The sequence below is a fragment of the Streptomyces sp. NPDC007095 genome (assembly GCF_040634475.1).
In the GTDB taxonomy this organism is placed as follows: domain Bacteria; phylum Actinomycetota; class Actinomycetes; order Streptomycetales; family Streptomycetaceae; genus Streptomyces.
Map to the genome: position 1 here is coordinate 1 of NZ_JBEYFS010000192.1, position 23,307 is coordinate 23,307.

General features: G+C 73.3%; 19 protein-coding genes and 3 pseudogenes. 18 read left to right on the plus strand and 4 right to left on the minus strand.

The genetic code is table 11. The features are described 5' to 3' along the window. Positions 1-105 precede the first annotated feature (105 nt). On the plus strand, positions 106-468 hold the full coding sequence (locus ABZ656_RS43520) for a DUF4180 domain-containing protein (protein ID WP_101400861.1): 363 nt from the start codon (positions 106-108) through the stop codon (positions 466-468). An 82-nt stretch (positions 469-550) separates the two neighbouring features. On the opposite strand, the pseudogene ABZ656_RS43525 reads toward ABZ656_RS43520, so the two are convergent. Further along, positions 551-1,208 (minus strand): annotated as a pseudogene (locus ABZ656_RS43525) (methyltransferase domain-containing protein). Positions 1,209-1,421: 213 nt separating this feature from the next. Here ABZ656_RS43525 and ABZ656_RS43530 point away from each other — a divergent pair. The 4 genes from ABZ656_RS43530 (at position 1,422) to ABZ656_RS43545 (ending at position 5,370) form a co-directional block, all read left to right on the plus strand. Next, on the plus strand, positions 1,422-2,357 hold the full coding sequence (locus tag ABZ656_RS43530; protein ID WP_101400862.1) for an ATP-binding cassette domain-containing protein: 936 nt from the start codon (positions 1,422-1,424) through the stop codon (positions 2,355-2,357). Continuing rightward, complete coding sequence (locus ABZ656_RS43535) at positions 2,354-3,202, plus strand: ABC transporter permease (protein WP_168495869.1); 849 nt, start codon at positions 2,354-2,356, stop codon at positions 3,200-3,202. Before ABZ656_RS43530 ends, ABZ656_RS43535 begins: the two co-directional genes overlap by 4 nt. 102 nt (positions 3,203-3,304) lie before the next feature. After that, positions 3,305-4,669: a sensor histidine kinase gene (locus ABZ656_RS43540; protein ID WP_360276089.1), complete on the plus strand. Its 1,365-nt coding sequence runs from the start codon at positions 3,305-3,307 to the stop codon at positions 4,667-4,669. Then, positions 4,666-5,370 (plus strand): response regulator transcription factor, encoded by a 705-nt coding sequence (locus ABZ656_RS43545; RefSeq protein ID WP_101400865.1) that lies wholly within the window; start codon positions 4,666-4,668, stop codon positions 5,368-5,370. Before ABZ656_RS43540 ends, ABZ656_RS43545 begins: the two co-directional genes overlap by 4 nt. Positions 5,371-5,471: 101 nt before the next feature. On the opposite strand, the gene ABZ656_RS43550 is transcribed toward ABZ656_RS43545, so the two are convergent. Further along, entirely contained in the window at positions 5,472-6,086 is a 615-nt protein-coding gene (locus ABZ656_RS43550; protein WP_101400866.1) for a YceI family protein, read from the minus strand. 608 nt (positions 6,087-6,694) lie between these two features. Here ABZ656_RS43550 and ABZ656_RS43555 point away from each other — a divergent pair. The 12 genes and pseudogenes from ABZ656_RS43555 (at position 6,695) to ABZ656_RS43610 (ending at position 21,059) form a co-directional block, all read left to right on the plus strand. After that, positions 6,695-8,284, plus strand: coding sequence for an acyl-CoA carboxylase subunit beta (locus ABZ656_RS43555; RefSeq protein ID WP_360276094.1), 1,590 nt, complete (start codon positions 6,695-6,697; stop codon positions 8,282-8,284). Between the two features lie 316 nt (positions 8,285-8,600). Beyond that, positions 8,601-9,425 (plus strand): AfsR/SARP family transcriptional regulator, encoded by an 825-nt coding sequence (locus ABZ656_RS43560; RefSeq protein ID WP_360276097.1) that lies wholly within the window; start codon positions 8,601-8,603, stop codon positions 9,423-9,425. 67 nt (positions 9,426-9,492) lie between these two features. After that, the gene (locus ABZ656_RS43565) at positions 9,493-10,077 is read left to right on the plus strand and encodes an IS607 family transposase (protein ID WP_360276100.1); all 585 of its coding nucleotides are present in this window, start codon (positions 9,493-9,495) and stop codon (positions 10,075-10,077) included. Positions 10,078-10,813: 736 nt separating this feature from the next. Continuing rightward, a complete protein-coding gene (locus ABZ656_RS43570) occupies positions 10,814-11,566 on the plus strand; it encodes an RNA-guided endonuclease TnpB family protein (protein ID WP_360276103.1) in 753 nt (250 codons plus the stop codon). Positions 11,567-11,816: 250 nt separating this feature from the next. Beyond that, positions 11,817-12,611 carry a phosphopantetheine-binding protein gene (locus ABZ656_RS43575; protein ID WP_101403446.1) on the plus strand — a complete coding sequence of 265 codons (795 nt, stop codon included), beginning with the start codon at positions 11,817-11,819 and terminating at the stop codon, positions 12,609-12,611. Positions 12,612-12,639: 28 nt separating this feature from the next. After that, the gene (locus ABZ656_RS43580) at positions 12,640-14,739 is read left to right on the plus strand and encodes a polyketide synthase (protein ID WP_360276107.1); all 2,100 of its coding nucleotides are present in this window, start codon (positions 12,640-12,642) and stop codon (positions 14,737-14,739) included. Beyond that, on the plus strand, positions 14,736-15,641 hold the full coding sequence (locus ABZ656_RS43585) for a 4'-phosphopantetheinyl transferase superfamily protein (RefSeq protein WP_360276110.1): 906 nt from the start codon (positions 14,736-14,738) through the stop codon (positions 15,639-15,641). The genes ABZ656_RS43580 and ABZ656_RS43585 overlap by 4 nt, the downstream gene beginning before the upstream one ends. Before the next feature lie 3 nt (positions 15,642-15,644). Next, positions 15,645-16,039, plus strand: a pseudogene (locus tag ABZ656_RS43590) (class I SAM-dependent methyltransferase); the annotation flags it as partial. 244 nt (positions 16,040-16,283) lie between these two features. Further along, entirely contained in the window at positions 16,284-17,570 is a 1,287-nt protein-coding gene (locus ABZ656_RS43595) for an AMP-binding protein (protein WP_101403448.1), read from the plus strand. Between the two features lie 326 nt (positions 17,571-17,896). Further along, a complete protein-coding gene (locus ABZ656_RS43600; protein ID WP_101403449.1) occupies positions 17,897-18,670 on the plus strand; it encodes a DNA-binding response regulator in 774 nt (257 codons plus the stop codon). Between the two features lie 733 nt (positions 18,671-19,403). Beyond that, positions 19,404-20,630, plus strand: a complete 1,227-nt coding sequence (locus ABZ656_RS43605) for a helix-turn-helix transcriptional regulator (RefSeq protein ID WP_101403450.1) — start codon at positions 19,404-19,406, stop codon at positions 20,628-20,630. Between the two features lie 300 nt (positions 20,631-20,930). Then, positions 20,931-21,059, plus strand: coding sequence for a hypothetical protein (locus ABZ656_RS43610; RefSeq protein WP_360276115.1), 129 nt, complete (start codon positions 20,931-20,933; stop codon positions 21,057-21,059). Positions 21,060-21,155: 96 nt separating this feature from the next. On the opposite strand, the gene ABZ656_RS43615 is transcribed toward ABZ656_RS43610, so the two are convergent. After that, positions 21,156-21,629 carry a DUF1772 domain-containing protein gene (locus ABZ656_RS43615; RefSeq protein ID WP_101403452.1) on the minus strand — a complete coding sequence of 158 codons (474 nt, stop codon included), beginning with the start codon at positions 21,627-21,629 and terminating at the stop codon, positions 21,156-21,158. Between the two features lie 251 nt (positions 21,630-21,880). Between ABZ656_RS43615 and ABZ656_RS43620 the strand changes: the two genes are divergently transcribed. Next, on the plus strand, positions 21,881-23,092 hold the full coding sequence (locus tag ABZ656_RS43620; RefSeq protein WP_101403453.1) for an FAD-dependent monooxygenase: 1,212 nt from the start codon (positions 21,881-21,883) through the stop codon (positions 23,090-23,092). 119 nt (positions 23,093-23,211) lie between these two features. Here ABZ656_RS43620 and ABZ656_RS43625 read toward each other — a convergent pair. Beyond that, positions 23,212-23,307 (minus strand): annotated as a pseudogene (locus ABZ656_RS43625) (glycoside hydrolase); the annotation flags it as partial.

Genomic DNA, 23,307 nt, shown 5'->3' on the forward strand with positions numbered 1-23,307 from the left:
ACCAACGTCAGGTGGACTGGCAGTTCACCACCCACGACGCACGCATCAAACTGCGCCACCTCTATCCCAGGAATTAGCTGCGACAGTCTACTAGCCTCGATCTTCATGAGCACCCTGCAGACGATCCATGACGTGCCCGTGATGATGTGTGCCGCCGAGGGCGAGATCATCGGAGGCGAGGGCGACGCCCTGGATCTCATCGGCAACGCCGCCTACCAGGGTGCCCGGTGGGTGGTCATTCCCGCCGAGCGGCTCGACGAGGCGTTCTTTCAGCTGCGTACCCGCGTGGCCGGTGACATCGTCCAGAAGTTCGCCAACTACCGAGTGGCACTCGTCGTCCTCGGAGACATCTCCCGTCACACGGAGGCGAGTTCGGCGCTGCGGGACTTCGTCCGTGAGTGCAACCGGGGGCGACAGACCTGGTTCGTCACCGATGTCGAGGAACTGCGCGAACGGCTGAAGGCCTAACGGCGGAAGGGCCAACGGCTGCTGAAGGGCCACTGGCTGAGGGGCTGGGCGCGTTGTGCCGTGACGTTGTCGGAATCCGACCTCATGACCGTTCCGGCTTTCGGGCGAGGAACGTGGCGACCGTCCTCTTGGCTCCTTCGCCGGGCTCCTGCACCAGCCGCGCGGAGACGACGAACCCGGCCTGCTCCAACAGCTCGGCCACCCGTTCCGGTGGCAGCAGGTAGGACTCGTAGGACACCGGATGGCCGCCGTACGCCTGCGTGGGACGCAGACGTTCTCCGGCTCCCACATAGCCGGCGATCATCAGATGGCCGCCGGGCGCGAGCGTACGACGGAACTCGGCGAACACGACCGGCAACAACTCCGGCGGCGTGTGGTGGACGGAGTAGTAGGCGAGGATGCCGCCGAGTCCGTCGTCCTCGAGAGGCAGCTCGGTCATCGACCCGACGGTGAAACGCACACCCGGGTTGGCCCGACGGGCCAGCTCGACCATCGCTGGCGAGGCCGAGGCCGAACGTGGGCACCCCCGGCTCGGCGAGGTAGGCCGTCACCAGGCCGGGCCCGCATCCCAGGTCCGCGAGGGCGCCGGCGTCGGCCGTCCGCACCATCTCGGCGAACGCGACGAGCATCGCGCGCGACAGCGGATCCAGCTGTGCCGGGGTCTTGACCTGTTCGGCGTAGTCGGCGGCCACCCTGTCGTACGACTCCCGGACGGCGGCAAGGCAGGCGAGTTCGGTCATGCGGGCGACTGCAGGGGAGGGCCCGCGACCTCCGTAACCACCAGGGCGTATGCGGGAGGTGACGTCATCCCCCACGCGTGGCCCCGTGGTACCTCGGTACTACGGGCCGCACCTCATTGAGCTCCCGGGTACCACGGATCCCGGTCCGCGGGCCCCTAGCGTGGCGAGTGAGCAGTCTGGCGGGGCCAGGCCCCCCGAGCGTGAGGAAGAGCGATGATCGAGGCACATCAGCTGACGAAGCGGTACGGGGAGAAGACGGCGGTCGACCGGCTCGACTTCGTCGTCAAGCCCGGCACGGTCACCGGCTTCCTGGGCCCGAACGGCGCGGGCAAGTCCACCACCATGCGCATGATCGTCGGACTCGACGCGCCGTCCGGCGGCAGCGTGACGGTCAACGGCAAGCACTACGCCGAGCACACCGCGCCGCTCCAGGAGGTCGGCGCGCTGCTGGAGGCCAAGTCGATCCACCCGGGCCGCTCCGCGTTCGACCACCTGATGGCGCAGGCCTACACCCACGGCATTCCGCGCCGCCGGGTGGAGGAGGTCATCGAGCTGACCGGTCTGCAGTCCGTGGCCAAGAAGCGCGCGGGCGCCTTCTCCCTCGGCATGGGCCAGCGGCTGGGCATCGCCGCTGCGCTCCTCGGCGACCCGGCCACCATCATGCTCGACGAGCCGGTCAACGGACTGGACCCCGAGGGCGTGCTGTGGATCCGCAACCTGCTGACCGGACTCGCGGCGGACGGCCGTACGGTCTTCGTCTCCTCGCACCTGATGAGCGAGATGGCGCTGGTTGCCGACCACCTGATCGTCGTCGGCCGCGGTCGCCTGCTCGCCGACACCACCGTGCAGGAGCTGGTCCAGCAGGCGGGCGGTGACACCGTGACCGTGGCCTCCGACCAGTCGTCCCGCCTGCGCGAGGTCCTGGCCGGCCCCGGCGTCGAGATCACCGGCGAGGTCGGCTCCGAGGAGCTGCACGTGACGGGCCTGTCCGCGCGGGCCATCGGTCTCAAGGCCGCCGAACACGGCATCCCCCTCTTCGAGCTCAGCTCCCGGACCGTCTCGCTGGAACAGGCGTTCATGGATCTGACCCGTGACGCCGTCGAGTACCACGCCACCGCCACCGTCGAGGCCCCCGGGAGGGCGGCATGAGCACCATCACCGTCACCGACAGCTCCGCGCCCGCACCGGCGCGGACGGCACGTCCGGAGTACAAGGTCACCGGCCGACGCGTACTGCGTTCGGAGTGGGCCAAGCTGTGGTCGCTGCGCTCCACGTGGATCACCCTCGGTCTGGGCCTGCTGTTCCTGGTCGCGTTCGGCGTGATCGCCGCCGCGCACTACAAGTCCCAGATCAACTCCGGTGAGCGGCTGCGCCCGGACGACGCCACGGCCACCGCGCTCAGCCTCTCCGTGTTCGGCACGAACTTCGCCCAGCTGGCGCTCGGCGTCCTGGGCGTGCTGGTCACAGCCGGCGAGTACTCCACCGGCATGATCCGCTCCACCCTGGCCGCCGTCCCGCGTCGCCTGCCGGTGCTGTGGTCCAAGGCGTCGGTGTTCGGCCTGGTCGCCCTCGTCGTCTCCACCATCGGCGTCTTCGTCGCGTTCATGATCACCAGCGGGATAGTCTCCGGCACACCGGCGGCCCTCACGATCTCCCACTCCGGTGTCGTGCGCAGCCTGCTGGGCGCGGGCCTCTACCTCGGCCTGGTCGGCGTGATCGGCACCGCCCTGGGTGCTCTGCTGCGCTCGGTCGCCGGCGGTATATCGGTCCTGGTCGCCTCGCTGATGCTGATTCCCGGCCTGATCTCGCTGCTGCCCACCTCGTGGCAGGACAACATCAGCCCGTACCTGCCCAGCAACGCGGGTCAGTCGATGTTCGCGCTCACCCACGACTCGACGACCCTCGCGCCCACGGCCGGGCTCCTGGTCTTCCTCGGCTGGACCGTGCTCGCCCTGGCCGGCGCCGCCTACCGCCTCCTGCGCACCGACGCCTGACGCCACGCCTGCTGGAGAGACACCCGGAGAGACACGCGGACGGGAAGGCGGCCGGACACACAATGGACAGGTGACACCCATGAACGCGGACCAGTGACCCCCATGAGCATCGACGACACCGCCCACCCAGTGGCACCCTCCGACCTGCCCCTCGCGGAGGCGGAGCTCCCGTGGAACCACCCCCTGGCCCGTGGGCTGTCCCAGCTCGGCCGACGGCTCAAGCAGGGCGACCGGAACCATCCATGGGTCCTGGACGCGAGCGTGATCGTGGTCGTGGCGCTGATGTTCTGCGTGCCGGACCTGGTGCACGACGGCGACGGCCGACGACGCGCTTTGGACACCCAGGTCACCCACCTGCCCTGGCCGGTGACCGTCGCGCTGCAGGCCGGACTGGTCCTGCCGCTGCTGTGGCGGCGCCGAAGGCCGTCACTCGCCTTCGCCGTGATCGCCGCGGTGCTCTTCCTCCAGGTGGCGCTGGGAGTCTGGCTGCGCGCCGACGTCGCCCTGCTGATCGCCCTCTACAGCCTGGTGCTGCACGGACAGCTCCGGCGGCTGCCCGTGGCCTGCGCGGTCACCGCGGGCGCCCTCGGCCTTGTCGCCCTGCGGCTGCCGTCCGCGGTGTCCGTCCTGGACGCGCTGTTCTTCCTGTTCAGCACGATCACCGCGGCGGTCGCGCTCGGTCTGGCCGTACGCATCCGGCGCGCCCAGCTTGCCGTCCTGCGCGACCGCGCGACCCGCCTGGAGATCGAACGCGACCAGCGCAGCAAGCTCGCCGCCGCCGCCGAACGCACCCGGGTGGCCCGCGAGATGCACGACATCGTCGGGCACAACCTCTCCGTCATCATCACGCTCGCCGACGGTGGCGCGTACGCGACCGACATCGCACCGGAACGCGGCAAGCAGGCCCTGCTGCTCATCGGTGACACCGGGCGTCAGGCGCTGGGCGAACTGCGCCGCATGCTCGGCGTGCTGCGCGAGCAGACCCAGACCCCTGCCGCGCCCCAGCTCAGCCCCCAGCCGGGCATCGCGGACATCGACGCCCTGTGCGTCCGGATCCGCGCCGCCGGCCCCCAGGTCGTGTACCGCACGGGCGGCGAGCTGGACACCCTGGACCGCGGGGTCCAGCTGACGGTGTACCGCATAGTGCAGGAAGCACTCACCAACGCCCTCAAGCACGCGGGCCACGACACCCGCGTCGAACTCGCGGTCGGAGTCAAGGACACGCGACTGCACATCGACGTCCACGACACCGGCCGGGGCGACGGTACCGTCCGTCCGGGGCCGCCTCAGGAGGAAGGACACGGACTCGCCGGCATGAGAGAACGCGCAGCCCTCTACAGCGGGACCGTCACCGCAGGACCCGCCCTCGGCGGAGGATGGACGGTGCGGGCCACCCTCGACCTCACTCCGCTGGCCGAGACCGAGACCGATGCCACCCCGCCGGCCGCCACGGGCGGTGCGGTGTGACCACCGTGCTCATCGTGGACGACCAGCCACTGCAACGTCTCGGCTTCCGGATGCTCCTGGAGAGCACCCCCGACACCGAGGTCGTAGGCGAGGCGGCCCACGGCGCCGACGCCGTGCGCAGGGCCGCCGAACTGCGCCCGGACGTGATCCTCATGGACGTACGGATGCCCGGCATGGACGGCATCGAGGCCACCCGCCGGGTGGTCGCCTCCGGTGACCGCTCCCGTGTCCTCATCCTGACCACGTTCGACCTGGACGAATACGCCCACGCGGCGCTGCGCGCGGGAGCCAGCGGATTCCTCCTCAAGGACGCCCACCCCGAGGAACTGCTGGCAGGCATCCGCGCGGTCGCGGCGGGCGACGCGGTGATCGCCCCCGCACTGACCCGCCGCCTCCTCGATGCCTACGCCAAGCACCTGCCCCGGGATTCGCCGGGCCAGGCGGGTCAGCCGGGTGGGCCGGGTCCAAGGACGGCGGACGACCCCCGGGTGCGCGCTCTCACCGAGCGGGAGTACGAGATCTTCGTCGCCATCGGCCAGGGCTGGAGCAACAGCGAGATCGCCGAGCGTCTGGTCGTCGCGGAATCCACCGTGAAGACCCATGTCGGCCGGGTCCTGGCGAAAGTGGGGGCCCGAGACCGCGTCCAGGCGGTCATCCTCGCCTACGACCTCGGCCTGGCCCACCCGAACCCACCCGATTGACTCGGCGGCGGAGCGACGTACGCGGGCATGCCGAGCGCCCGCCCTCCCGCTGGGGGAGTCAGAGGGCGGGCGCGCTCAGGGCACCGGCGTGAGCCGACGGATCAGGCGTTCTTGATCGCCGAGATGTCGAAGGTGAGCTTGATCTTGTCGGAGACGAGGACGCCACCGGTCTCCAGGGCCGCGTTCCAGGTGAGGCCCCACTCGGAGCGCAGGATCTCCGCCTTGCCCTCGAAGCCGACGCGCTCGTTGCCGAAGGGGTCCTTCGCGGAGCCGTTGAACTCCAGGTCGATGGAGAGCGGCTTGGTGACGCCGAGGATCGACAGGTCGCCGGTGATCCGGTAGTCGTCGCCGCCCAGGGCCTCCGCCTTGGTGGAGCGGAAGGTCATCGTCGGGAACTCGTCGATCTTGAAGAAGTCGGAGCTCTTCAGGTGGCCGTCACGGTCCGTGGAGCCCGTCTCGATGCTCTCCATCTTGACGTCGATCGTGGCGGTGGACTTGGACGGGTCCGTGCCGTCCAGGTGCAGGGTGCCGTCGAAGTCCTTGAAGTAGCCCTTGACGTTCGTCACCATCGCGTGACGGGCGACGAAACCGATCTCCGAGTGGGACGGGTCGATCGTGTAGTCGCCGGTGAGCGCCGCGAGCTCGGGGCTGACAGCGGCGGGGGCCGTGGTCGCGGCGGCGGGGGTGTCGGTGGTCTTGCGGCCGAAGATGCCCATGACGTGCTCCTAGGGGGACGGGTCGCGGTTTCGTCGGGAGCCGAGAGCCGCGGCAGAGAGTTTGTTGAAGATTCAACGAGGCCAACAAGGAAGACAGTAGACCTATTCCGTTCAAGTTTCAACATCATCCGCCATGTGTTTACGACGTTACGTCGCGGTTCGCCGACACGCTTCCTGATGGTCACTCCCCGCTCTTGCGCGGTGACGGCCGTGGTCGCGCGTGGGTGATGGCTGCGCGGCGTCTTGTGGAAGCCGAAGAGGTCATGACGGCCTGCGTATCCTCGCCTCCAAGGCCGCCGGTGTCGCCCGTTCCACGTTTCGGACCGCGGGCTGATACACCTGGACGGAGATCGGGCCGATGGGCCGGTGTACGCCGAACGGGTCTCGTCCAAGGCTCCGTGTCACTCTAGGGATGGCATGGGGCGGTCACGAATGTGAGCGGGCTCTCAGCCCGCGGCTTTGTGTGACCTCTACAAGCCAGATGCCCTCTGAGCAGTCAGATCGCCTGCATGCCGTCGCGGTTCTGTTCAGGGGTACCAGGAAAACGGGCCGGAGACTGTACGGAGTCGACGGCCCGCTTTTCTTGTTCGACTTCGTATGGTCGCTACATGACCGTTTTGGATGAGGCCGCACCCTCAGGCGAACCCACGGACGCACGCGGGCGCGTGGCCGAACTGCACGCGATCCGTGCGGCGGCGCTGCGAGGACCCAGCGAGAAGGCGACCGAGGCGCAGCACGCCAAGGGCAAGCTGACCGCCCGGGAGCGCATCGAGCTGCTTCTCGACCCCGGGTCCTTCCAGGAGGTCGAGCAGCTGCGCCGGCACCGGGCGACCGGGTTCGGCCTGGAGGCCAGGAAGCCGTACACCGACGGTGTCGTCACCGGCTGGGGCACGGTGGAGGGCCGTACGGTCTTCGTCTACGCGCACGACTTCCGTATCTTCGGCGGCGCGCTGGGCGAGGCCCACGCCACGAAGATCCACAAGATCATGGACATGGCCATCGCGGCCGGTGCGCCGCTGGTCTCCCTCAACGACGGCGCGGGCGCCCGCATCCAGGAGGGTGTGAGCGCGCTCGCCGGGTACGGCGGCATCTTCCAGCGCAACACCAAGGCGTCCGGCGTCATCCCGCAGATCTCGGTGATGCTCGGCCCGTGCGCGGGCGGTGCGGCGTACTCACCCGCCCTGACGGACTTCGTGTTCATGGTCCGTGAGACCTCGCAGATGTTCATCACCGGCCCCGATGTCGTCAAGGCGGTCACCGGTGAGGAGATCACCCAGAACGGGCTCGGCGGCGCCGACGTCCACGCGGAGACCTCCGGTGTCTGTCACTTCGCGTACGACGACGAGGAGACCTGCCTCGCCGAGGTCCGCTACCTCCTGTCGATGCTCCCGCAGAACAACCGCGAGAACCCCCCGCACACCACCCCCCACGACCCGGCCGGGCGGCGCGGCGAGACCCTCCTGGACCTGGTCCCCGCGGACGGCAACCGCCCCTACGACATGGCGAAGGTCATCGAGGAGATCGTCGACGACGGCGACTGCCTGGAGGTCCACGAGCGCTGGGCCCGCAACATCATCTGCGCGCTGGCCCGTCTGGACGGCCAGGTGGTGGGCATCGTCGCCAACCAGCCGCAGGCCCTGGCCGGCGTGCTGGACATCGAGGCCTCCGAAAAAGCTGCGCGCTTTGTCCAGATGTGCGATGCCTTCAACATCCCGATCGTCACCCTGCTGGACGTTCCCGGATTCCTGCCCGGGGTCGACCAGGAGCACGGCGGGATCATCCGGCGCGGCGCGAAGCTGCTGTACGCGTACTGCAACGCGACCGTGCCGCGGATCTCGCTCATCCTGCGCAAGGCCTACGGCGGCGCCTACATCGTCATGGACTCCCAGTCCATCGGGGCCGACCTCACCTACGCCTGGCCCACCAACGAGATCGCCGTGATGGGCGCGGAAGGTGCGGCAGGCGTCATCTTCCGCCGGCAGATCGCCGAGGCCGCCGACCCCGAGGCCATGCGCGCCCGCATGGTCAAGGAGTACAAGTCCGAACTCATGCACCCCTACTACGCCGCCGAACGCGGCCTGGTCGACGACGTCATCGACCCCGCCGCCACCCGCGAGGTCCTCATCCGCTCCCTGGCCATGCTGCACGCCAAACACGCCGACCTGCCCTCCCGCAAACACGGCAACCCCCCGCAGTAACCCCCGCCCCGCCCCTTTCCCCGCCCCTTTCCCCGCCTCGTCCTGCCCCTCGCTGCCCCTGTCCTGTCCCGGGAGCAGACCGGGCGGTCTGCTTTGCGGGCCGCCGGCCGCGGCGGGCAGGGCCGGGGCCCGGCCCCTTCCCGGAGGGTGCGGACCGGGGAATTCCGGCCCTCCGGCGGCCTGTTACCCGTCTGTCGCTGGCCTGCTGCCGGTCCGTCACCCGATAGAAACAGCACGCACGGTCTAGTATTGACAGACCGGACGTGCTGTTTTGTAATCGTGGGTGCGGCACGGCACACCGACCAGGGGAGACGGCGTGGACATCGACGTACTGGGCGCACTGGCGGTGCGGGAGAACGGGGTGTCCATCACCCCGACCGCGCCGAAACCGCGGCAGGTCCTGGCTCTGCTGGCGCTCCACGCCGACCAGGTGGTGCCGGTCGCGGCCCTCATCGAGGAGCTGTGGGGCGCGGCCCCGCCGCGCAGCGCCCGCACCACGCTGCAGACGTACGTGCTGCAGCTGCGCGAGCTCATCGCGCAGGCGCTGGGGGACGACCGGGCCGCCGCCAAGGACGTCCTGATGACCCTGCCGGGCGGCTATCTGCTCGCCTCCGGCGGCGGCGGCAGTGACGTGCGCGCCTTCGAGCGGCTCGCGGGGGAGGGCTACCGGGCCATGGACCAGGGCGCCTTCGCCGAGGCGGCCCGCACCCTGGGCCGGGCGCTGGCGCTGTGGACCGGGACCGCGTTCGCCGACGTCCAGGCCGGGGCGCAGCTGGCGATGGAGGCCCGGCGGCTGGAGGAGAGCCGGCTGTGCGCGCTGGACCAGCGCATCGAGGCCGATCTGCGGCTGGGCCGCCACCGCGAACTGCTGCCCGAACTGACCGTGCTGACCAGCCGTTACCGCACCCACGAGAACCTGCACGCGCAGTTCATGCTGGCCCTGCACCGCTCGGGGCGGCGCAGCGAGTCGCTCAGCGTCTACCACCAGCTGCGCGCCACCCTCGATGCGGACCTGGGTCTGGAGCCCTCGCCGCGGCTGCGGCGGCTGCAGCACTCGATCCAGACCGCGGCGCCGGAGGCGGCACCGGCGCCCGCCCCGGCCGACGGCGCCGGCCCGCCCGCACCCGCGCGGGTCCGCTGACACGGCGCGGACCCGCGCGGGCCGGCACGGCAAGGCAGTGCGGCAGGGCAGCTTTTTTCTTGATTGCGTGAAGCTTTCCGAGTGGGCGGCGCGCAACGGCGTGCACCACCAGACCGTGTGGGCCTGGGCGAAGGAGGGGTGTATGCCGGTCCCTGCCGTGCAGACGCCGTCCGGTATGTGGCTGGTCGAAGAGTCCGCTCCCGAGGTCGTTGGGCGGACGGTGGCGTACTGCCGTGTTTCGTCCGGCGACCAGAAGGCGGATCTTGACCGGCAGGTCTCCCGTGTCGTCCAGGGAGCAGGCGGGCTGGGGCTCGCCGTTGCCGAGGTTGTGACCGAGGTCGGGTCGGGACTGAACGGGAATCGGCGCAAGCTGCACCGTGTCCTGTCGGACCCGGCCGTTGCCGTCATCGTCGTGGAGCATCGCGACCGGCTGGCCCGTTTCGGTGTCGAGCAGCTGGAATCGGCACGGTCGGCTTCCGGCCGGCGCCTGGTGGTGCTCGATCCGCAGGAGACGACCGGCGACCTGGTCCGGGACATCACCGAAGTACTCACCTCGATGTGTGCCCGGCTGTATGGGCAGCGAGCGGCGAAGAACCGGGCCGCACGCGCTGTCGCCGAGGCCATCGTCCCGGCGGCGGAGACGACCGGGTGAGCGGGGCGGAGACTGCCGGGAGCGGGAAGAAGAAGCGCCGGGGGCTCGAGGCGCGGCCCGGCTTCCACATCGTGGGCCACAGGCTCGCCCTCGACCCCAACGCGTCCGCCCTGCAGGCTCTGGCTTCGCATTGCGGGGCGGCTCGGGTCGCCCACAACTGGGCGGTGCGGCATGTGCTGGCGAGTTGGTCGCAGCGCGCAGCGGAGGAGACCTACGGCGTCCCCGAGGCAGAGCGCGTTGCGTGGCGGTCGTGGTCGCTGCCGTCGTTGCGGAAGGCGTTCAACGAGGTCAAACACAACGACCCGTTCCTGCGGGAGCGGTGGGCGCAGAACTCGAAGGAGGCCTACAACACCGGCCTCGCGAACGCTGCCGCCGCGTTCGACAACTACGCCAAGTCCCGGCGCGGCGAGCGCAAGGGCGCCCGGATGGGCAGACCCCGTTTCAAGCCGAGGCGGAAGGCTCGTCCGGCGTGCAAGTTCACCACCGGCACCATCCGCCTCGATGACCGGCGGCATATCGTCCTGCCCCGCCTCGGCCGGATCCGCCTCCATGAGGACGTCCAGCCCCTCGTGGACGCGATCGCCGAAGGCGGGACGCGGATTCTGTCGGTGACGGTGCGGTTCGAGCGGGGCCGCTGGTTCGCGGTCCTGCAGACCGAGGACCGCCCACCATCGCCCCTGCCGGCCGCCCCGGCACGGCAGTCGGGATCGACCTCGGCGTCAAGACTCTCCTCGTCATGGCGGACTCGGCCGGCGAGGTCCGCGAGGTCGCGAACCCCAAGCACTACGACCAGGCACTCACGCAGCTCCGGAAGGCCTCCCGGACCGTCTCCCGCCGACGCGGCCCCAACCGGCGCACCGGACAGGTCCCGTCCCGTCGCCGGGAGAAAGCCAAAGCGGTCCGTAACCGGGTGCACCACCGGGTGGCGAACCTGCGGGAGAACCATCTCCACCAGGCCACGGCGCGTATCCCCGCCGAGTACGGCACCGTCGTGGTCGAGGACCTCAACGGGAAAGGCATGGTCCGCAACCGGCGTCTGTCCCGCGGTATCTCCGACGCGGCGTTCGGGGAACTGCGGCGCCAGCTCACCTACAAGACCCAGCGCCACGGTGGACGTCTGATCGTCGCCGACCGCTGGATGCCCTCCTCGAAGACCTGCTCCCGCTGCGGTGTGGTGAAAGCCAAACTGCCCCTCGGCGTGCGCGTCTTCGAGTGCGAAGCCTGCGGACTCGTCCTGGACCGGGACGCGAACGCGGGCCACGACCTGGCCGCCCTCGCGGCGGCCAACGGTAAAACGGGTACCGGAGTGACCGGAGACCCGGGCCCCCTGGTGGTGGTGCCGAAGCCTCGTGGAGCCAAGCAGAAGACCCGCACCGCCCGAACCAGCAAGGGGACGGGCACGCGGGCAGCCGGCGCAACTCCCCGCCAGGGGACGGAAACGAGAGATCGTCGACAGGACACCAGGCGCGAGCAACTCGCGCTCTGGTGACACCGTCACGAACCTTCCGGGCGGAAACACCCGGAATACCGAGAGTCGCTGAGACTCGAAGTAACGGATGCGGTGACGGCGCCGGCGGCGGGGCGGCTCATTCTTTGGGCGGAGGGCCACGGCGGCGGCTGGTTCCCGGGAGCCAGTCACCGCCGGCGGGGATCACCACGGCCGGGGATGTGGCGGGGTGCCGGCGGCGCCCACAATGCCACAACGGCCACCCGGGATACGACCCTTGGAGACGCCCACCATGACATCCGTCCCTCAGCCGCCCGCGGTCTCGCCGACGCCCGCGGCCGACGTGCTCGCCGAGCTCACCGCGGTGCTGGCGGGCATGATGCGCATCGAGCCGCAGGCCCTCGACGCGCAGGAGCCCTTCCGGCTGCTGGGCCTGGACTCGATGCTGTCGGTCGAGTTCGTCGCGGCGCTCAACGCCCGCTACGGCACCCGGATCGCGGCCACCGCACTGTATGAGCACCCGACGCCACAGGCACTGGCCCGGCACGTCGCGGCCGAACTCGGCACCCCCCGCCCCGCCACAGACACGACCACAGCCCCAGATGCAGCCGCAGAGGCAGATGTGGCCGCGGATGCGGATGCGGAGGCTGTCACGGGCACGCTGCGGGGGCAGCTCGCCGGGATCCTGCACTGCGGGCCGGGGGACATCGATGTGAGCGCGCCGTTCGCGGCGCTGGGGCTGGACTCGATCCTGGCCGCGGAGTTCCTGGCCGGCATCAACCGCACCTACGGCCTCAGCGAGCAGCCCGACCTGCTCTACGACCAGCCCGACCTCAGGGCCATGGCGGCGTACGTCAGCGCGCGGGCGGCGCACAGCGCGCACCGCATGCCCGCGTCCGGCCGCCCCGGCACGGCTTCTGCCGTCCCGGCAGGGCAGGCGGGGCCGTCCCCGGCGCACCCGGCGCCGGGCGTCGCCCAGGGTCTGCCGGCGGCGGGGGTCGACCTGAACGCGCTGCTCGACGCGGTACGTGACGAGGTGCTCAGCATCGACGAGGCGGCTGCCCTGCTGGCGGCCCGCTCCGCCTGACGGACCGTCCGAGACGAAGGGCGCACGGATGGACACCCGGGAGATCCTGACGCGGTTCAAGGGCGGCACCCTGCGGCGTGAGCACGCCGTGGCCCTGCTGGCCGGCACTTCGCCGGTGGTGGCCCCGCCGGTGGTGGCCCTGCCGGTGACGGCGGAGCGTGAGCCGCTGCCCGGCCCCGGCCCCGGCACTGTTCCCGGTGCCGGCGACGGTGCCGGGGCGGGGGCTGGCATGCCGTGTGCGGTCGTGGGGATCCAGGGCCGTTTCCCGCAGGCGGGGGATCTGGAGACGTTCTGGCGCAACGGGCTGCAGGGGCGGATCGCCGAGGCCGCGCTCCCGGGCGGGCGGCGGTCGGCGTGTGCGGGCTGGCGGGGGCATTTCCTGGACGGTGTGGAGGAGTTCGACCCGGACCTGTTCGGGCTCGATGCCCGGCAGGCGGCGGGTCTGGACCTGCGGGAGCGGCTGCTGGCGCAGAGCGCGTGGCAGACACTGGAGAGCGCCGGATACGCCGGAGCGCGTCTGGAGCGGCTCACCGCCCCCGACGGCACGGCGCGCAGCGTGGGTGTGTACGCCGCTCTCGGCCCGGCCGGCGGTGCGCTGCCGGGCACCGGGCACCGGCACACCGCCCCTCCGGCTTCCCGGCCCGGGCCGGCCGCGCGGCTGTCGCGGCTGCTCGATCTGCGCGGGCCCAGTCTGAGCGTGGACAGCGGTGACTCCTCCTTCCTGACCGCGCTGCACCTTGCGCTCGGTGCGCTGCGCGCGGGCGAGTGCGCCGCGGCGCTGGTCGGCGCGGTCGAGCTGCGCCTGCATCCGGCGTGCCAGCGGCCCGGCGGCGGTGAGGGGGTGGCGGCCGTGCTCCTCAAGCCGCTGGCCGCGGCCCGTGCCGACGGCGACCGCGTGCACGCCGTGATCCGCTCCAGCGCGGTCGGCCACCCGGGCCGCGCCGCCCCCGGCCCGCAGCACGGCCGGCTGGTCGGCCGCGCGCTGGCAGCGGCCGGCCTGCGGCCCCCGGGCACGGGCCCGCAGCACCCGGACGCCGGCCCGCAGCGGGAGGCGTCGGGCGCCGGCCCGCAGGTCCCGGACGCCGGCCTGAAGGCCCTGGGGGTCGCTCTGGAGGAGAGTCCCCGGACGGTGGCGGCGCTGGTGGGCGATGCCGGGGCGGTGACCGGGGCGGCGGCCCTGGTCCGCGCCGTGGGACAGCTGCGCCACGCCGTGCTGCTGGCCGGCCCGGACCGCCCCGCGCCCGCCGCCTGGGAGCCGGCCCGCCGCGACGACGGCACCGTGCTGCCCCGCAGGGCGCTGGTCAGCGTGCCCGGACCCGCAGGCTCTGCAGCTCCTGCAGCCCCCGCAGGCTCTGCGGACGCCGCGGACGCCGCGGACGCCGTAGGCCCCGCAGACACAGTGGACGCGGCAGACGCTGTGGACGGCGTGGACGGCGTGGACGGCGTGGACGGCGTGGACGCGGCAGACGCTGCGGACGGCACGGACGGCACGGACGGCACGGACGGCGCGGACGGCGCGGACGGTGGGGAGGGTGTGGGTGCGGTGCTGGTCGTGGAGGAGGCGCCTGCCGTCCCCCGCGCCCCGGCCCGCACGGGCCCGCCGGGCACGCGTCCCGCGGAACTGGTGCTGCTGTCCGCCGCGACGCCCGTGCACCTGGCGGCCACCGCCGGCCGGCTCGCGGCCCGCCTGTCCGACGGCGACGGCCGGGACGGCGGCCCGGCGGGCCCGGATCTCGCCGCGGTCGCGCACGAACTGCGCCTGGGGCGGGCGGTGTTGCGCTGCCGTCTGGCGGTGACCGTCCGCACGGTCGCCGAACTGGCCGACGCGCTGGCCGGCTTCGCCGCGCACCCCGGCCCGGGCAGGGGCCCGGCGGGTGTGCGCAGCGCCGATCTGCGCACCGCCGCGGGCCCGCCGCTGATCGAGGGACTCGAGGAGACCCGCGCCTATGTGGCCGCCCTGTGGCAGGGCGGCCGCCTGGAGCAGCTGACACGGCTGTGGCTGGCCGGGGTCGACGTCTGCGCCGTACTGCCCGCGCATCCCGGCCCGGCCGCCGTCGAGCTGCCCGCCACCGTGCTGCGGCCCCGCCCGCTGGAGCTGGGCCCCGGCACGGACGGAGCACCGCAGTGACCGCCCGCCCCGCACCCCCGGCCACCCCCACCCTCATCCCCGCCCCCGAACCCGGGCCCATCCCCGCTCCTGCTCCTGCTCCTGGTGTGGTGGCGGGGGGCGGGGAGCCGGTCAAGCTGTGGCTGTGTCCCAACGACGGCCTGCCGCCGGAGGTCGCGCTCCTGCTCGCCACGCACTGGCTGGACGCGCAGGAGCAGAAGACCGCGAGCCGCTTCCTGTTCGAACGCGACCGGCGCCAGTACCTCCTGGCCCACACACTGGTGCGGCGCGCGCTGGCGCTGGAGGCGGGCCTGGCCGAGGCGGAGCTGGTCATCTGGCGTTCCGCGCGGGGACGGCCCTTCTTGCGGCCCGCCGCCGCGGAAGGGCCGCGCGGCGGGTCCCAGCTGGACTTCAACCTCTCCCACGCGGGCGGCTACAGCCTGCTGGGCATCGTGCGCCGGCACCGCATCGGTGTGGACGTGGAACGGCTGGAGGACCGGGACGAGCGGGCCATCACCACCATCGTGCGGACCTTCGCCGCCCCGGAGCGGGAATGGGTCGCACAGGCCGCCGCCGGGCCGGCCCGGGACCGGCGCGCGCTGCGCGTGTGGACCCTCAAGGAGGCCTACTCCAAGGCCCGCGGCCTCGGTCTCGGGCTGCCCTTCGACGCGTTCGTCTTCACGCTGGACGACGAACGCGGCGTACGGGCCTTCACCCCGCCGGACGACGACACGGCCCGCCCGTGGCGGTTCGTCGAACTGGAGCCGGTGCCGGGCGTGCTGGTCGCCGTCGCCGTGCCCGCCGACGAGGCGCAGGACCCGGTCGTGCACCTCGGCTACGGCTTCCCCTGGAGCCGCGCGGCACTGCGCAGTTTCCCGCTGCCCCGCCCGGTGGGCGGACACCCCTCGGCACGCCCCGCATAAAACATGAGGCGCCACACGCCACACACGCCACGCGACCGGGCCGCTGTCGGCTATGCCGCGAACCGCCCTTCCTGTCAGCCCGCCCTGCTCCCTGCGGTCGAGGAACTCGCCAACCGTCCCTCAAAGGGCGCCCGGGTCGCGGGCGTCGGTGCCGGCACCGGGCCGGCGACCGCTCTTTTGCACGCCCGCGGCGCGCGCGTCATCGCGGTCGAGCCCGGCCCCGCGATGGCCGCGCAGTTCCGCCTGCGGCTGCCTGACGTCCCTCTCGTGCCGGGGACGGCAACAGCCTGCCGCTGGCCTCCGGATCCGTCGGCATCCTCACCTACGCCCAGGCCCGGCACTGGACCGGCCCACGCAAGTCCGTCCCGGAAGCCGTCCGGGTGCTGCGCCCCGGCGGACAGCAGCCCGGACCCGCCCCCGCCCGCCCCCGCCCGTACCGCCCGTACCGCCCGTACCGCCCGTACCGCCAGTACTGCCCGTACTGCCCGTACTGCCCGTACTGCCTGTACGGGCTGAGGCCGGTGCGAGGGTGCGGGGCGCGCTCATCTCCAGCGGGTTTCGAAGGGGTCTCGAGCCCGGGCGCCGACCGTGGGGCATCCGGACATCCGCTGTTTTTGCCGTCTGCCGCCGGGAGGTCGTGCCGTGTCCATCCTCAGGTATCTGGAGAGCCCGCTGGACGACCTGCTGCGGCGGGCCGCGGCCCGTGACGCGGACGCCCCGGCCGTCACCGTGGCCGGGGCCGGGGCCGGGGTGTCGTTCGCGGTCCTGGACCGGGAGGCGGACCGTGTCGCCCACTACGTGCGGCGCGCCGCGGGCCGGGCCGGCGCCGTCGTCGCCGCGGCCGCCACCCTCGATGCGGTCTTCCCCGCCGTGTACTACGGCACCGTCCGCAGCGGCCACCCGCTCGCCCTGCTCGACCCGCTGACGGGGCCGGCCGCCCTGTACGAGGTGTGCTCGGCGGCCGGGGCCGAGATCGCCTTCGTACCCGCCGCGCTGGCCGGGCTGCTCGCCGGTCTCGGTGACCGGCTGCCCCTGCTGCACACCGTCGTCCTCACGGACACCCCGGCGGACGCGGCAGCAGACACGCCGGCGGGTGCGGGCGGGGGTGTGCCGCTGGCGCGGGCGCTGGCGTCGGTGCCGGCCGGCCGGTCCGCGCGGACACCGGCGCCGGGCGTGGACGCGGTGGCGTGCCTGCAGTTCGCCCCGGACGGTGCGGGACGGCTGAACGGGGTGCGGCTGACGCACCGCAACCTTCTCGCGGGCGCCGCCCAGACCGCCCTGGCCCACCGGCTGGGCCCCTCCTCCGTGGTCCTCAACCACCTGCCGCACTACCACGCCGCGCACCTCAACTCGGCCGTGCACGCCGGGGCCCGGCAGGTGCTGTGCCCGAACCCGGATCCCTTCGGGGCGCTGGAAGCAGCCGTGCGGGCGGGGGCCACCCACTTCTACGCCCCGCCCGCCCGGCTGCACCGCCTCGCCGGCGACACCCGGCTGGGCGGGGCCGCCGCCCGGACGGGCGGGCACCGGCTGAGCGCCCTGCACGTCAGCGGCGGCGCGCTGGAGCCCGGCCGCGCCCGCCGGCTGCGTGACGCGCTGCGCGTGCCGGTCCTGCAGGGCTACGGCCTCACCGAGGTGTGTGCTCTCTCCCACCACCAGCCGCCCGGCTCGCGGCCCGGTCTCGGCGCGGTCGGGGTGCCGCTGCCGGGCACCGAGTGCCGGGTCGTGCTGCCGGGCGGCGCGCGGCCCGCGCCGGTGTGGTCGACCGGCCAGGTGCAGATCCGCGGACCGCAGCTGAGCCCCGGCTTGTCGGCCGGCCCGGCCGGGGTGCTGCAGGACGCGGACGGCTGGCTGTCCACCGGCGATGCGGGCTATCTCGACGCGGACGGCGGACTGCACCTGGTGGATGCGCCCCGGTCCGTTTCCGCCTGACCCCTTGATCCCTGCGGGGATGCCCCGGCGTTCAGCCCCCGACGCCGTTGCTCGCCGGCCGTGAGCTGCGCCGCCGGCTGCACGCCCGGGCCGCCGTGGAGGGCCTGGCCCTCACCCCGGCGCGGGGTGAGACGGGGTGAGAGGGGGTAGCGGACGGGTCGTGGCCCGCTGGAGCGCACCGGACACGGCCGCGGCCGCCGCCTACGGTGAACAGGGCGGGACATCCCAGGACCCGGCGGGACATCCCAGGACTGGCGGGACATCCAAGGACCGGCGGAACATCCAAGGACCGGCGGGACATCCCGGGAGACAGGGAGGAGACCGCCATGGACGAGCGGCACGCCATACTCCGCGTGCTCCCCGCACCGGCCCCCGCCCCCGGCGAGGCGGCCGGCCCGGCCCCGGCCCCCCGTCCGGGCGCGCAGGCCGCCGTGCGCGTGCACGTGATCGGCGAGGACCCGCTCGCCCGCCGCGGCATCACCGCCCTCCTCGAGGGCCACCCCGACATCCGCGTCACCGGCGAGAGCGAACCGGGACCGCCGCTGCTGCGCGCGCTGGCCGCCCGGCCCCCGCACGTCCTGGTCGCCCACGGCGCGCCCGGCGGCGGACAGCCCGCCGCGCCGGCCTTCGGCGGCGGGGACCTGCCGCTGCTGACCCTCGGCGGCCCGGGTTGTGCCGACGCCGCCGGCCGGGCGGCCGGCGGCCACCTGCCGGCCACCGCCACCGCCGGGCAGTTGGCCTCCGCGGTCGTCCTGGCCGCCGCCGGATACACCCTGGTGCACGGCCCCACCCCGCCCTGGCCCGGGCGCCGGCCGGCCGCCGGGCCCCTGGCGCCCATCTCGCCCGTCAGCCCCGACCGGCTCACCGACCGCGAGTGCCAGGTCCTGGACCTGCTGGCCCGCGGCCTGTCCAACGGCGAGATAGCCCAGGCGCTGACCCTCTCCGAGCACACCGTGAAGACCCACGTGCAGAACCTGCTGCACAAGCTGCGGCTGCGCAACCGCGTCCACGCCGCGATCTACGCCTTCGAATCCGGCCTGCGCCCCCCGGCCGCCCCCCTGCGCCCGGCCGCCTCCGTGGCCGACGCCCCCTCCGGCTGACCGCCCCGCCCACAGCAGCGGCGGCGGCAGTCTCCCGCACACGCCCGCCTTTGGCCCCGCGCACCCCGCGGGGCCCGCGGCCGGGCGGGGTGCACCCCGGGCCCCGGTACGGCAGGAATCGCGGCGCAGACGCAAGTGCAGCTGCAGGCGCATGCCGCGCCGTCACGCCGCTGTCCTGCCCGTCGCACCCGCACCCGCACCCGCACCCGCACTCGCACCCGCACCCGCCGCCGGGCCCCGGCCGGCCCGGCGGCGGGGGTACGGGCACGGGGCACAGGGGTGCAAAGGGGCACGGGGCTACGGGGGTTACGGTCCGGGCGGGACGCATCGTTTGGGCCAGCCGATGTCCTCGTCGGACGGCGCGTCCGGCGCGGGAGGGGCGGGGCGGCCGGTGTCCGCCGCCGGGGAGGGGCCGCTGCCGTGCCGGGCGGCGGCCGTCCACGCCGCCCGGGGTGGTGCGCACACCGATGGCCTCATCGTCGACTCCCGGGCGTTGACCTGCGGAGGGGCTCCGCACCCGGCCGGGTGCGCCGGCCGGGTCCTGCCGAGCGTGCCCCGCCGCGCTGGAGGAACGCTGGAGGAGTCCACGAGAGGCGCGTGAGAGGCGCGTGAGAGCGGCACGAGATTCCCGGCGGGAGCCTGGCAAAGGTTTGCCCGCGTGTTGCCCGGCGCCCTACGCTCGGGGCGGCTCCCGGCGAAACTTTCTTGCCCGCTCACCCCAGGGGATTCGGTCATGCTGCGACAGCCCGCGTTCGGACACCGCCTGAAAAAGCTCCGGACGGCCCAGGGGCTGTCGCAGACGGCGCTGGCCGGCGAGGGCATGTCCACCGGCTATCTCTCCCGCCTGGAATCGGGGGCGCGCCAGCCCACCGACCGGGCCGTGGGCTATCTGGCGGGCCGGCTGGGCCTGGACGTCGCCGACTTCGAGGAGCCGGTCACCGGTTCCCTGGCGCACGCGCTGACGCTGGCGTCCTCCACCGGTTCCGCGGACGCCATCGGGGCGCTGCGCGCGGCGCTGGCCGCCGAGGGCCACGAGAGCGCGGTGCTGCGCTGGCAGGCGCTGTGGCTGCTGGCCCGGGCCGCCCGGCTGCAGGGCGACCACGCCGCCGAGCGCGCCGACCTCGACCGGCTGGTCGCGCTCGGCGACGAGGTGGGATCGGCCGAGCTGCGGGTGCGCGGCCTGACCCGGCTGGCCCGCTGCCTGCGCTCGCTCGGTGAGATCACCCCCGCCCTGGACGCGGCCGTCGCCGCCCACCGGCTCGCCCTGGGCGAGGAGCTGGGCGTGGAGGACCGGGCCGCCGCGCTGCTGGCGCTGGTGTCGGTGCAGGCGGAGGCCGGGCAGGTGCCGGAGGCGCGGGTGCACGCCGACGAACTGGCCGCGCTGGTCGACGGCCGCACCGACGCGCTGTGGGCCGAGGCGATGTGGACGGCCGCCGCCGTCCGGGTGCGCCAGGGCGATCACACCGGGGCGCAGGCCTGCCTGGAGGCGGCCCTGGAGCGTTTCGGCAGCCAGGAGGACCTGGTGCTGTGGCTCAGGCTGCGGCTGGCCGCGGGACGGCTGCACCTGCAGACCCTGCCCCCCGACCCCGCGCGGGCCGAGGCCTGTGCCGCTCAGGCCGAGGCCGCTCTCGCCTTCGTCGGCACGCCCGCCCTGCGCCAGGACCTGACCGCGCTGAAGGCCGATCTGGCGTTCGCCACCGGCCGCTACGACGATGCCCGCGCCCTGCTGGGCGACCTGGCCGGGGACGAGCCGAGGATGACCTACCGCGACCGGGTGCGGCTGGAGATCCTGCGCCAGCAGCTGCTGATCCTGGGCGGTGACGCCTCCGGTGTGGACGGGCTGCGCACCCTGGCGCAGCAGGCCCAGGCGGACGCCAACATCGACCTCGCGGCGGAGATCTGGCGGACTCTCGCGGACGCCCTCGCCCAGTCCCGGCCCGCCCCGGCCGAACCGGCGTGAGCGCCGCCCGCCCCGCCCGGACAGACCGCCGCGGCAGGAAAAGGGGAGAGGCGGGAGAGGCGGGAGAGAGGCGGGAGAAGCGGGGGAGTGGGGAGCGGGGCGGAATCCGGGCGGGGCGGGCGGCGTACTGATTCCCGCCGGCCGCGGGGGAGCGCGGTGCGGAATGCGTATTTCTTTTGCCGGATTTCTCGAGGGCGCCTCGCATTCCGGTGGACGCGGCGCAATGCGCCTTGACGCGCGGTGCGGCCCTTCGTGAATCTCGGTACGGTATCGGCCGCTCACGCCCGAAGGGACACCACCGTGGTCAGCAAGAAGAAGAATCCCGCAGGAAACGAGCCGGAGCTCAGCCCCGCATTCGGCAGTGAGATCACCGACGGCCTGGACGAGGACACCGAGGCGTCCGTCCTGGGCAGCATCGCCCTGCAGTAGGGGCCGGCGCCGGACGGGAAGGGGGTGGGGCAGGAGACCCGCGGGTTCCCTTCCCCACCCCCTTCCCGTCCTTTGCGGCGTCCGCCTTTTGCGGTGTCAGGACGCCACGAGTGCCACGCACATCGCGCCCAGCGCCACCGCCTGCAGCACGACCCGGGCGTTGATGACGCTGTCCCAGGTGCGCTGCAGGCCCCGCGCGTCGGGCGCGGTGCGGCAGTCGAGGGCCGCGTCGGTCAGCTCCTTGTTCACCGGCGCGCTCACCTTGTTGTAGACGGCCAGCCACACCACCAGGGCCGCCGCCGCGACGGCGGCCGCGACGGCCGCCGTCACGTGGCCGCCGAACCCGGCCGCGACGGCCGTGGCCACCGTGGCGAGCAGGCCGAAGACGCCCGGGACGGGCATCCGGCGGTCCCCGAAACGGTGGATCTGCCCCATCGTGCTGGTCAGCACCGCGTCGTCGACGTGCGCGAGGGCCGGCCGCTGCACGATCGCGGAGAAGACATCGGTGCCGTAGACCACCGCGTTGGCCATCGTGGCCACCACGGCCAGGGTCTGTACGAGGGTTTCCATCACAACCACCCTTGTCCGTCTGCCGGTTGCCACATGGCCTGCCGCCACGTGGATGTGTCAACGCCTGCATTTATCAACGCTAGATGTACTGCCGACACTATCAAGTTCAGTGCTTCGAATGCTAGCGTTGACAACTCCAGTGGTCCGCAGGGGATTCCGCAAGAACGACGAGGGAGCACCCCGGGCCGCAGCGGAGCGCCGTCCCCTCCCCGCGGGGACATCCGCCCGGACAGCCACGAGGAGACAGACCCATGGCCCTTGGACGTGCCCGTCGCATACTCATCGCCGGCGGAGGGATCGGCGGCCTGGCCGCGGCCCTCGCGCTCCAGCGCGCCGGCCTTGAGCCCGTCGTCTTCGAACGGGCCGGCGAGCTGCGCGACGGCGGCGCGGGCCTGCACATCTGGACCAACGGCGTACTCGCGCTGGACTGCCTGGGCGTGGCCGGACAGGTCCTCGAGACGGCCCCGGCCCAGCAGGTCGCGCACTTCAGCACCCACCGCGGCGAGGTGCTGGGCGCCTGGCCGGTCGGCGACTTCGTCGAGCGCTACGGCGCGCCCACCATCGCCGTCGAGCGCTCCGTCCTGCACGGCGTGCTGCGCGAGGCCCTGCACGGCTCCCCGGTGCGCACCGGGGCCCACGTGACCGGCTTCGAACAGGACGAGGACGGGGTCACCGTACGCTTCGCGGACGGCGGCAGCGAACGGGGCGACCTGCTGATCGGCGCCGACGGCATCCACGGCACGGTCCGCGACGCCCTCTTCGGCCCCGCCCGCAACCGCTACAGCGGCTACATCGCCTGGCGCGGCCGCTCCCCCCTGCAGCACCCGGACATCCCGCCGGGCACCTTCAACGCGATGTTCGGGCCCGGCACCCGCTTCACCTACTACGACGTCGCACCCGGCCTGGTCCACTGGATGAGCGTGGCCAACGGGCCCGCGGGCGGACGCGACGCGCCCGGCGTACGGGAGATGCTGCTGCGCCGCCACCGCGGCTGGGGCGGCCCGGTGGCCGACATCCTCGCCGCCACCCCCGAGGAGGGCATCATCCGCGGCGACGTCGAGGGCCGCAGCCCCGAACGCCGGTGGGGCCAGGGCCGCGTCACCCTGCTCGGTGACGCCGCGCACCCCATCACCTTCAACATCGGCCAGGGCGCCTGCCAGGCACTGGAGGACGCCCTGGTCCTCGCCGAGCACCTGGAGCACGCCGGCGACCCCGTCGCCGCGCTGCGCCGCTACGAGCGCGAACGCCGCGCCCGTACCGCGCCGCTGCAGCGCATCGCCTGGCGGATCGGACGGATGGGCGCGGTGCAGAACCCGCTGCTGATCCGGGCGCGCGAGGCGTTCATGCGCAAGAACTGGAACACGAAGGCCTTCGCCGCCGCGGAGAAGGGCCAGGTCGCCTACGGCACCCGCTGGGCCCCGGCCCCCCGCCCGGCCCCCGCCCCGACCGCCACCGTGGACTGACACCCGCCCCCGCGGCCCGGACCCCGCCCCAGAACCCCCCGTTCCAGGGCCCGGTTCCGGGCCCCGGCTGTCCTCCCCGCGGCCCCTGGTCCCCGGGCCGGGAGGCGGCCCGCCCGGCGGCCCCAGTACAGGATGTCTCCGACCTGGATGTTGGACAGCGAGACCGGCGTACCGGACGTCGACTGGTCCTGCGAGACACGCGGCAGGTCGACACC

Bases quoted from the DNA above. Each gene is read 5' to 3' on its own strand.
- ABZ656_RS43520 (WP_101400861.1), top strand. From the start codon at position 106: ATGAGCACCCTGCAGACGATCCATGACGTGCCCGTGATGATGTGTGCC.
- ABZ656_RS43530 (WP_101400862.1), top strand. From the start codon at position 1,422: ATGATCGAGGCACATCAGCTGACGAAGCGGTACGGGGAGAAGACGGCG.
- ABZ656_RS43535 (WP_168495869.1), top strand. From the start codon at position 2,354: ATGAGCACCATCACCGTCACCGACAGCTCCGCGCCCGCACCGGCGCGG.
- ABZ656_RS43540 (WP_360276089.1), top strand. From the start codon at position 3,305: ATGAGCATCGACGACACCGCCCACCCAGTGGCACCCTCCGACCTGCCC.
- ABZ656_RS43550 (WP_101400866.1), bottom strand. From the start codon at position 6,086: ATGGGCATCTTCGGCCGCAAGACCACCGACACCCCCGCCGCCGCGACC.
- ABZ656_RS43555 (WP_360276094.1), top strand. From the start codon at position 6,695: ATGACCGTTTTGGATGAGGCCGCACCCTCAGGCGAACCCACGGACGCA.
- ABZ656_RS43570 (WP_360276103.1), top strand. From the start codon at position 10,814: ATGGCGGACTCGGCCGGCGAGGTCCGCGAGGTCGCGAACCCCAAGCAC.
- ABZ656_RS43575 (WP_101403446.1), top strand. From the start codon at position 11,817: ATGACATCCGTCCCTCAGCCGCCCGCGGTCTCGCCGACGCCCGCGGCC.
- ABZ656_RS43580 (WP_360276107.1), top strand. From the start codon at position 12,640: ATGGACACCCGGGAGATCCTGACGCGGTTCAAGGGCGGCACCCTGCGG.
- ABZ656_RS43600 (WP_101403449.1), top strand. From the start codon at position 17,897: ATGGACGAGCGGCACGCCATACTCCGCGTGCTCCCCGCACCGGCCCCC.
- ABZ656_RS43605 (WP_101403450.1), top strand. From the start codon at position 19,404: ATGCTGCGACAGCCCGCGTTCGGACACCGCCTGAAAAAGCTCCGGACG.
- ABZ656_RS43615 (WP_101403452.1), bottom strand. From the start codon at position 21,629: ATGGAAACCCTCGTACAGACCCTGGCCGTGGTGGCCACGATGGCCAAC.
- ABZ656_RS43620 (WP_101403453.1), top strand. From the start codon at position 21,881: ATGGCCCTTGGACGTGCCCGTCGCATACTCATCGCCGGCGGAGGGATC.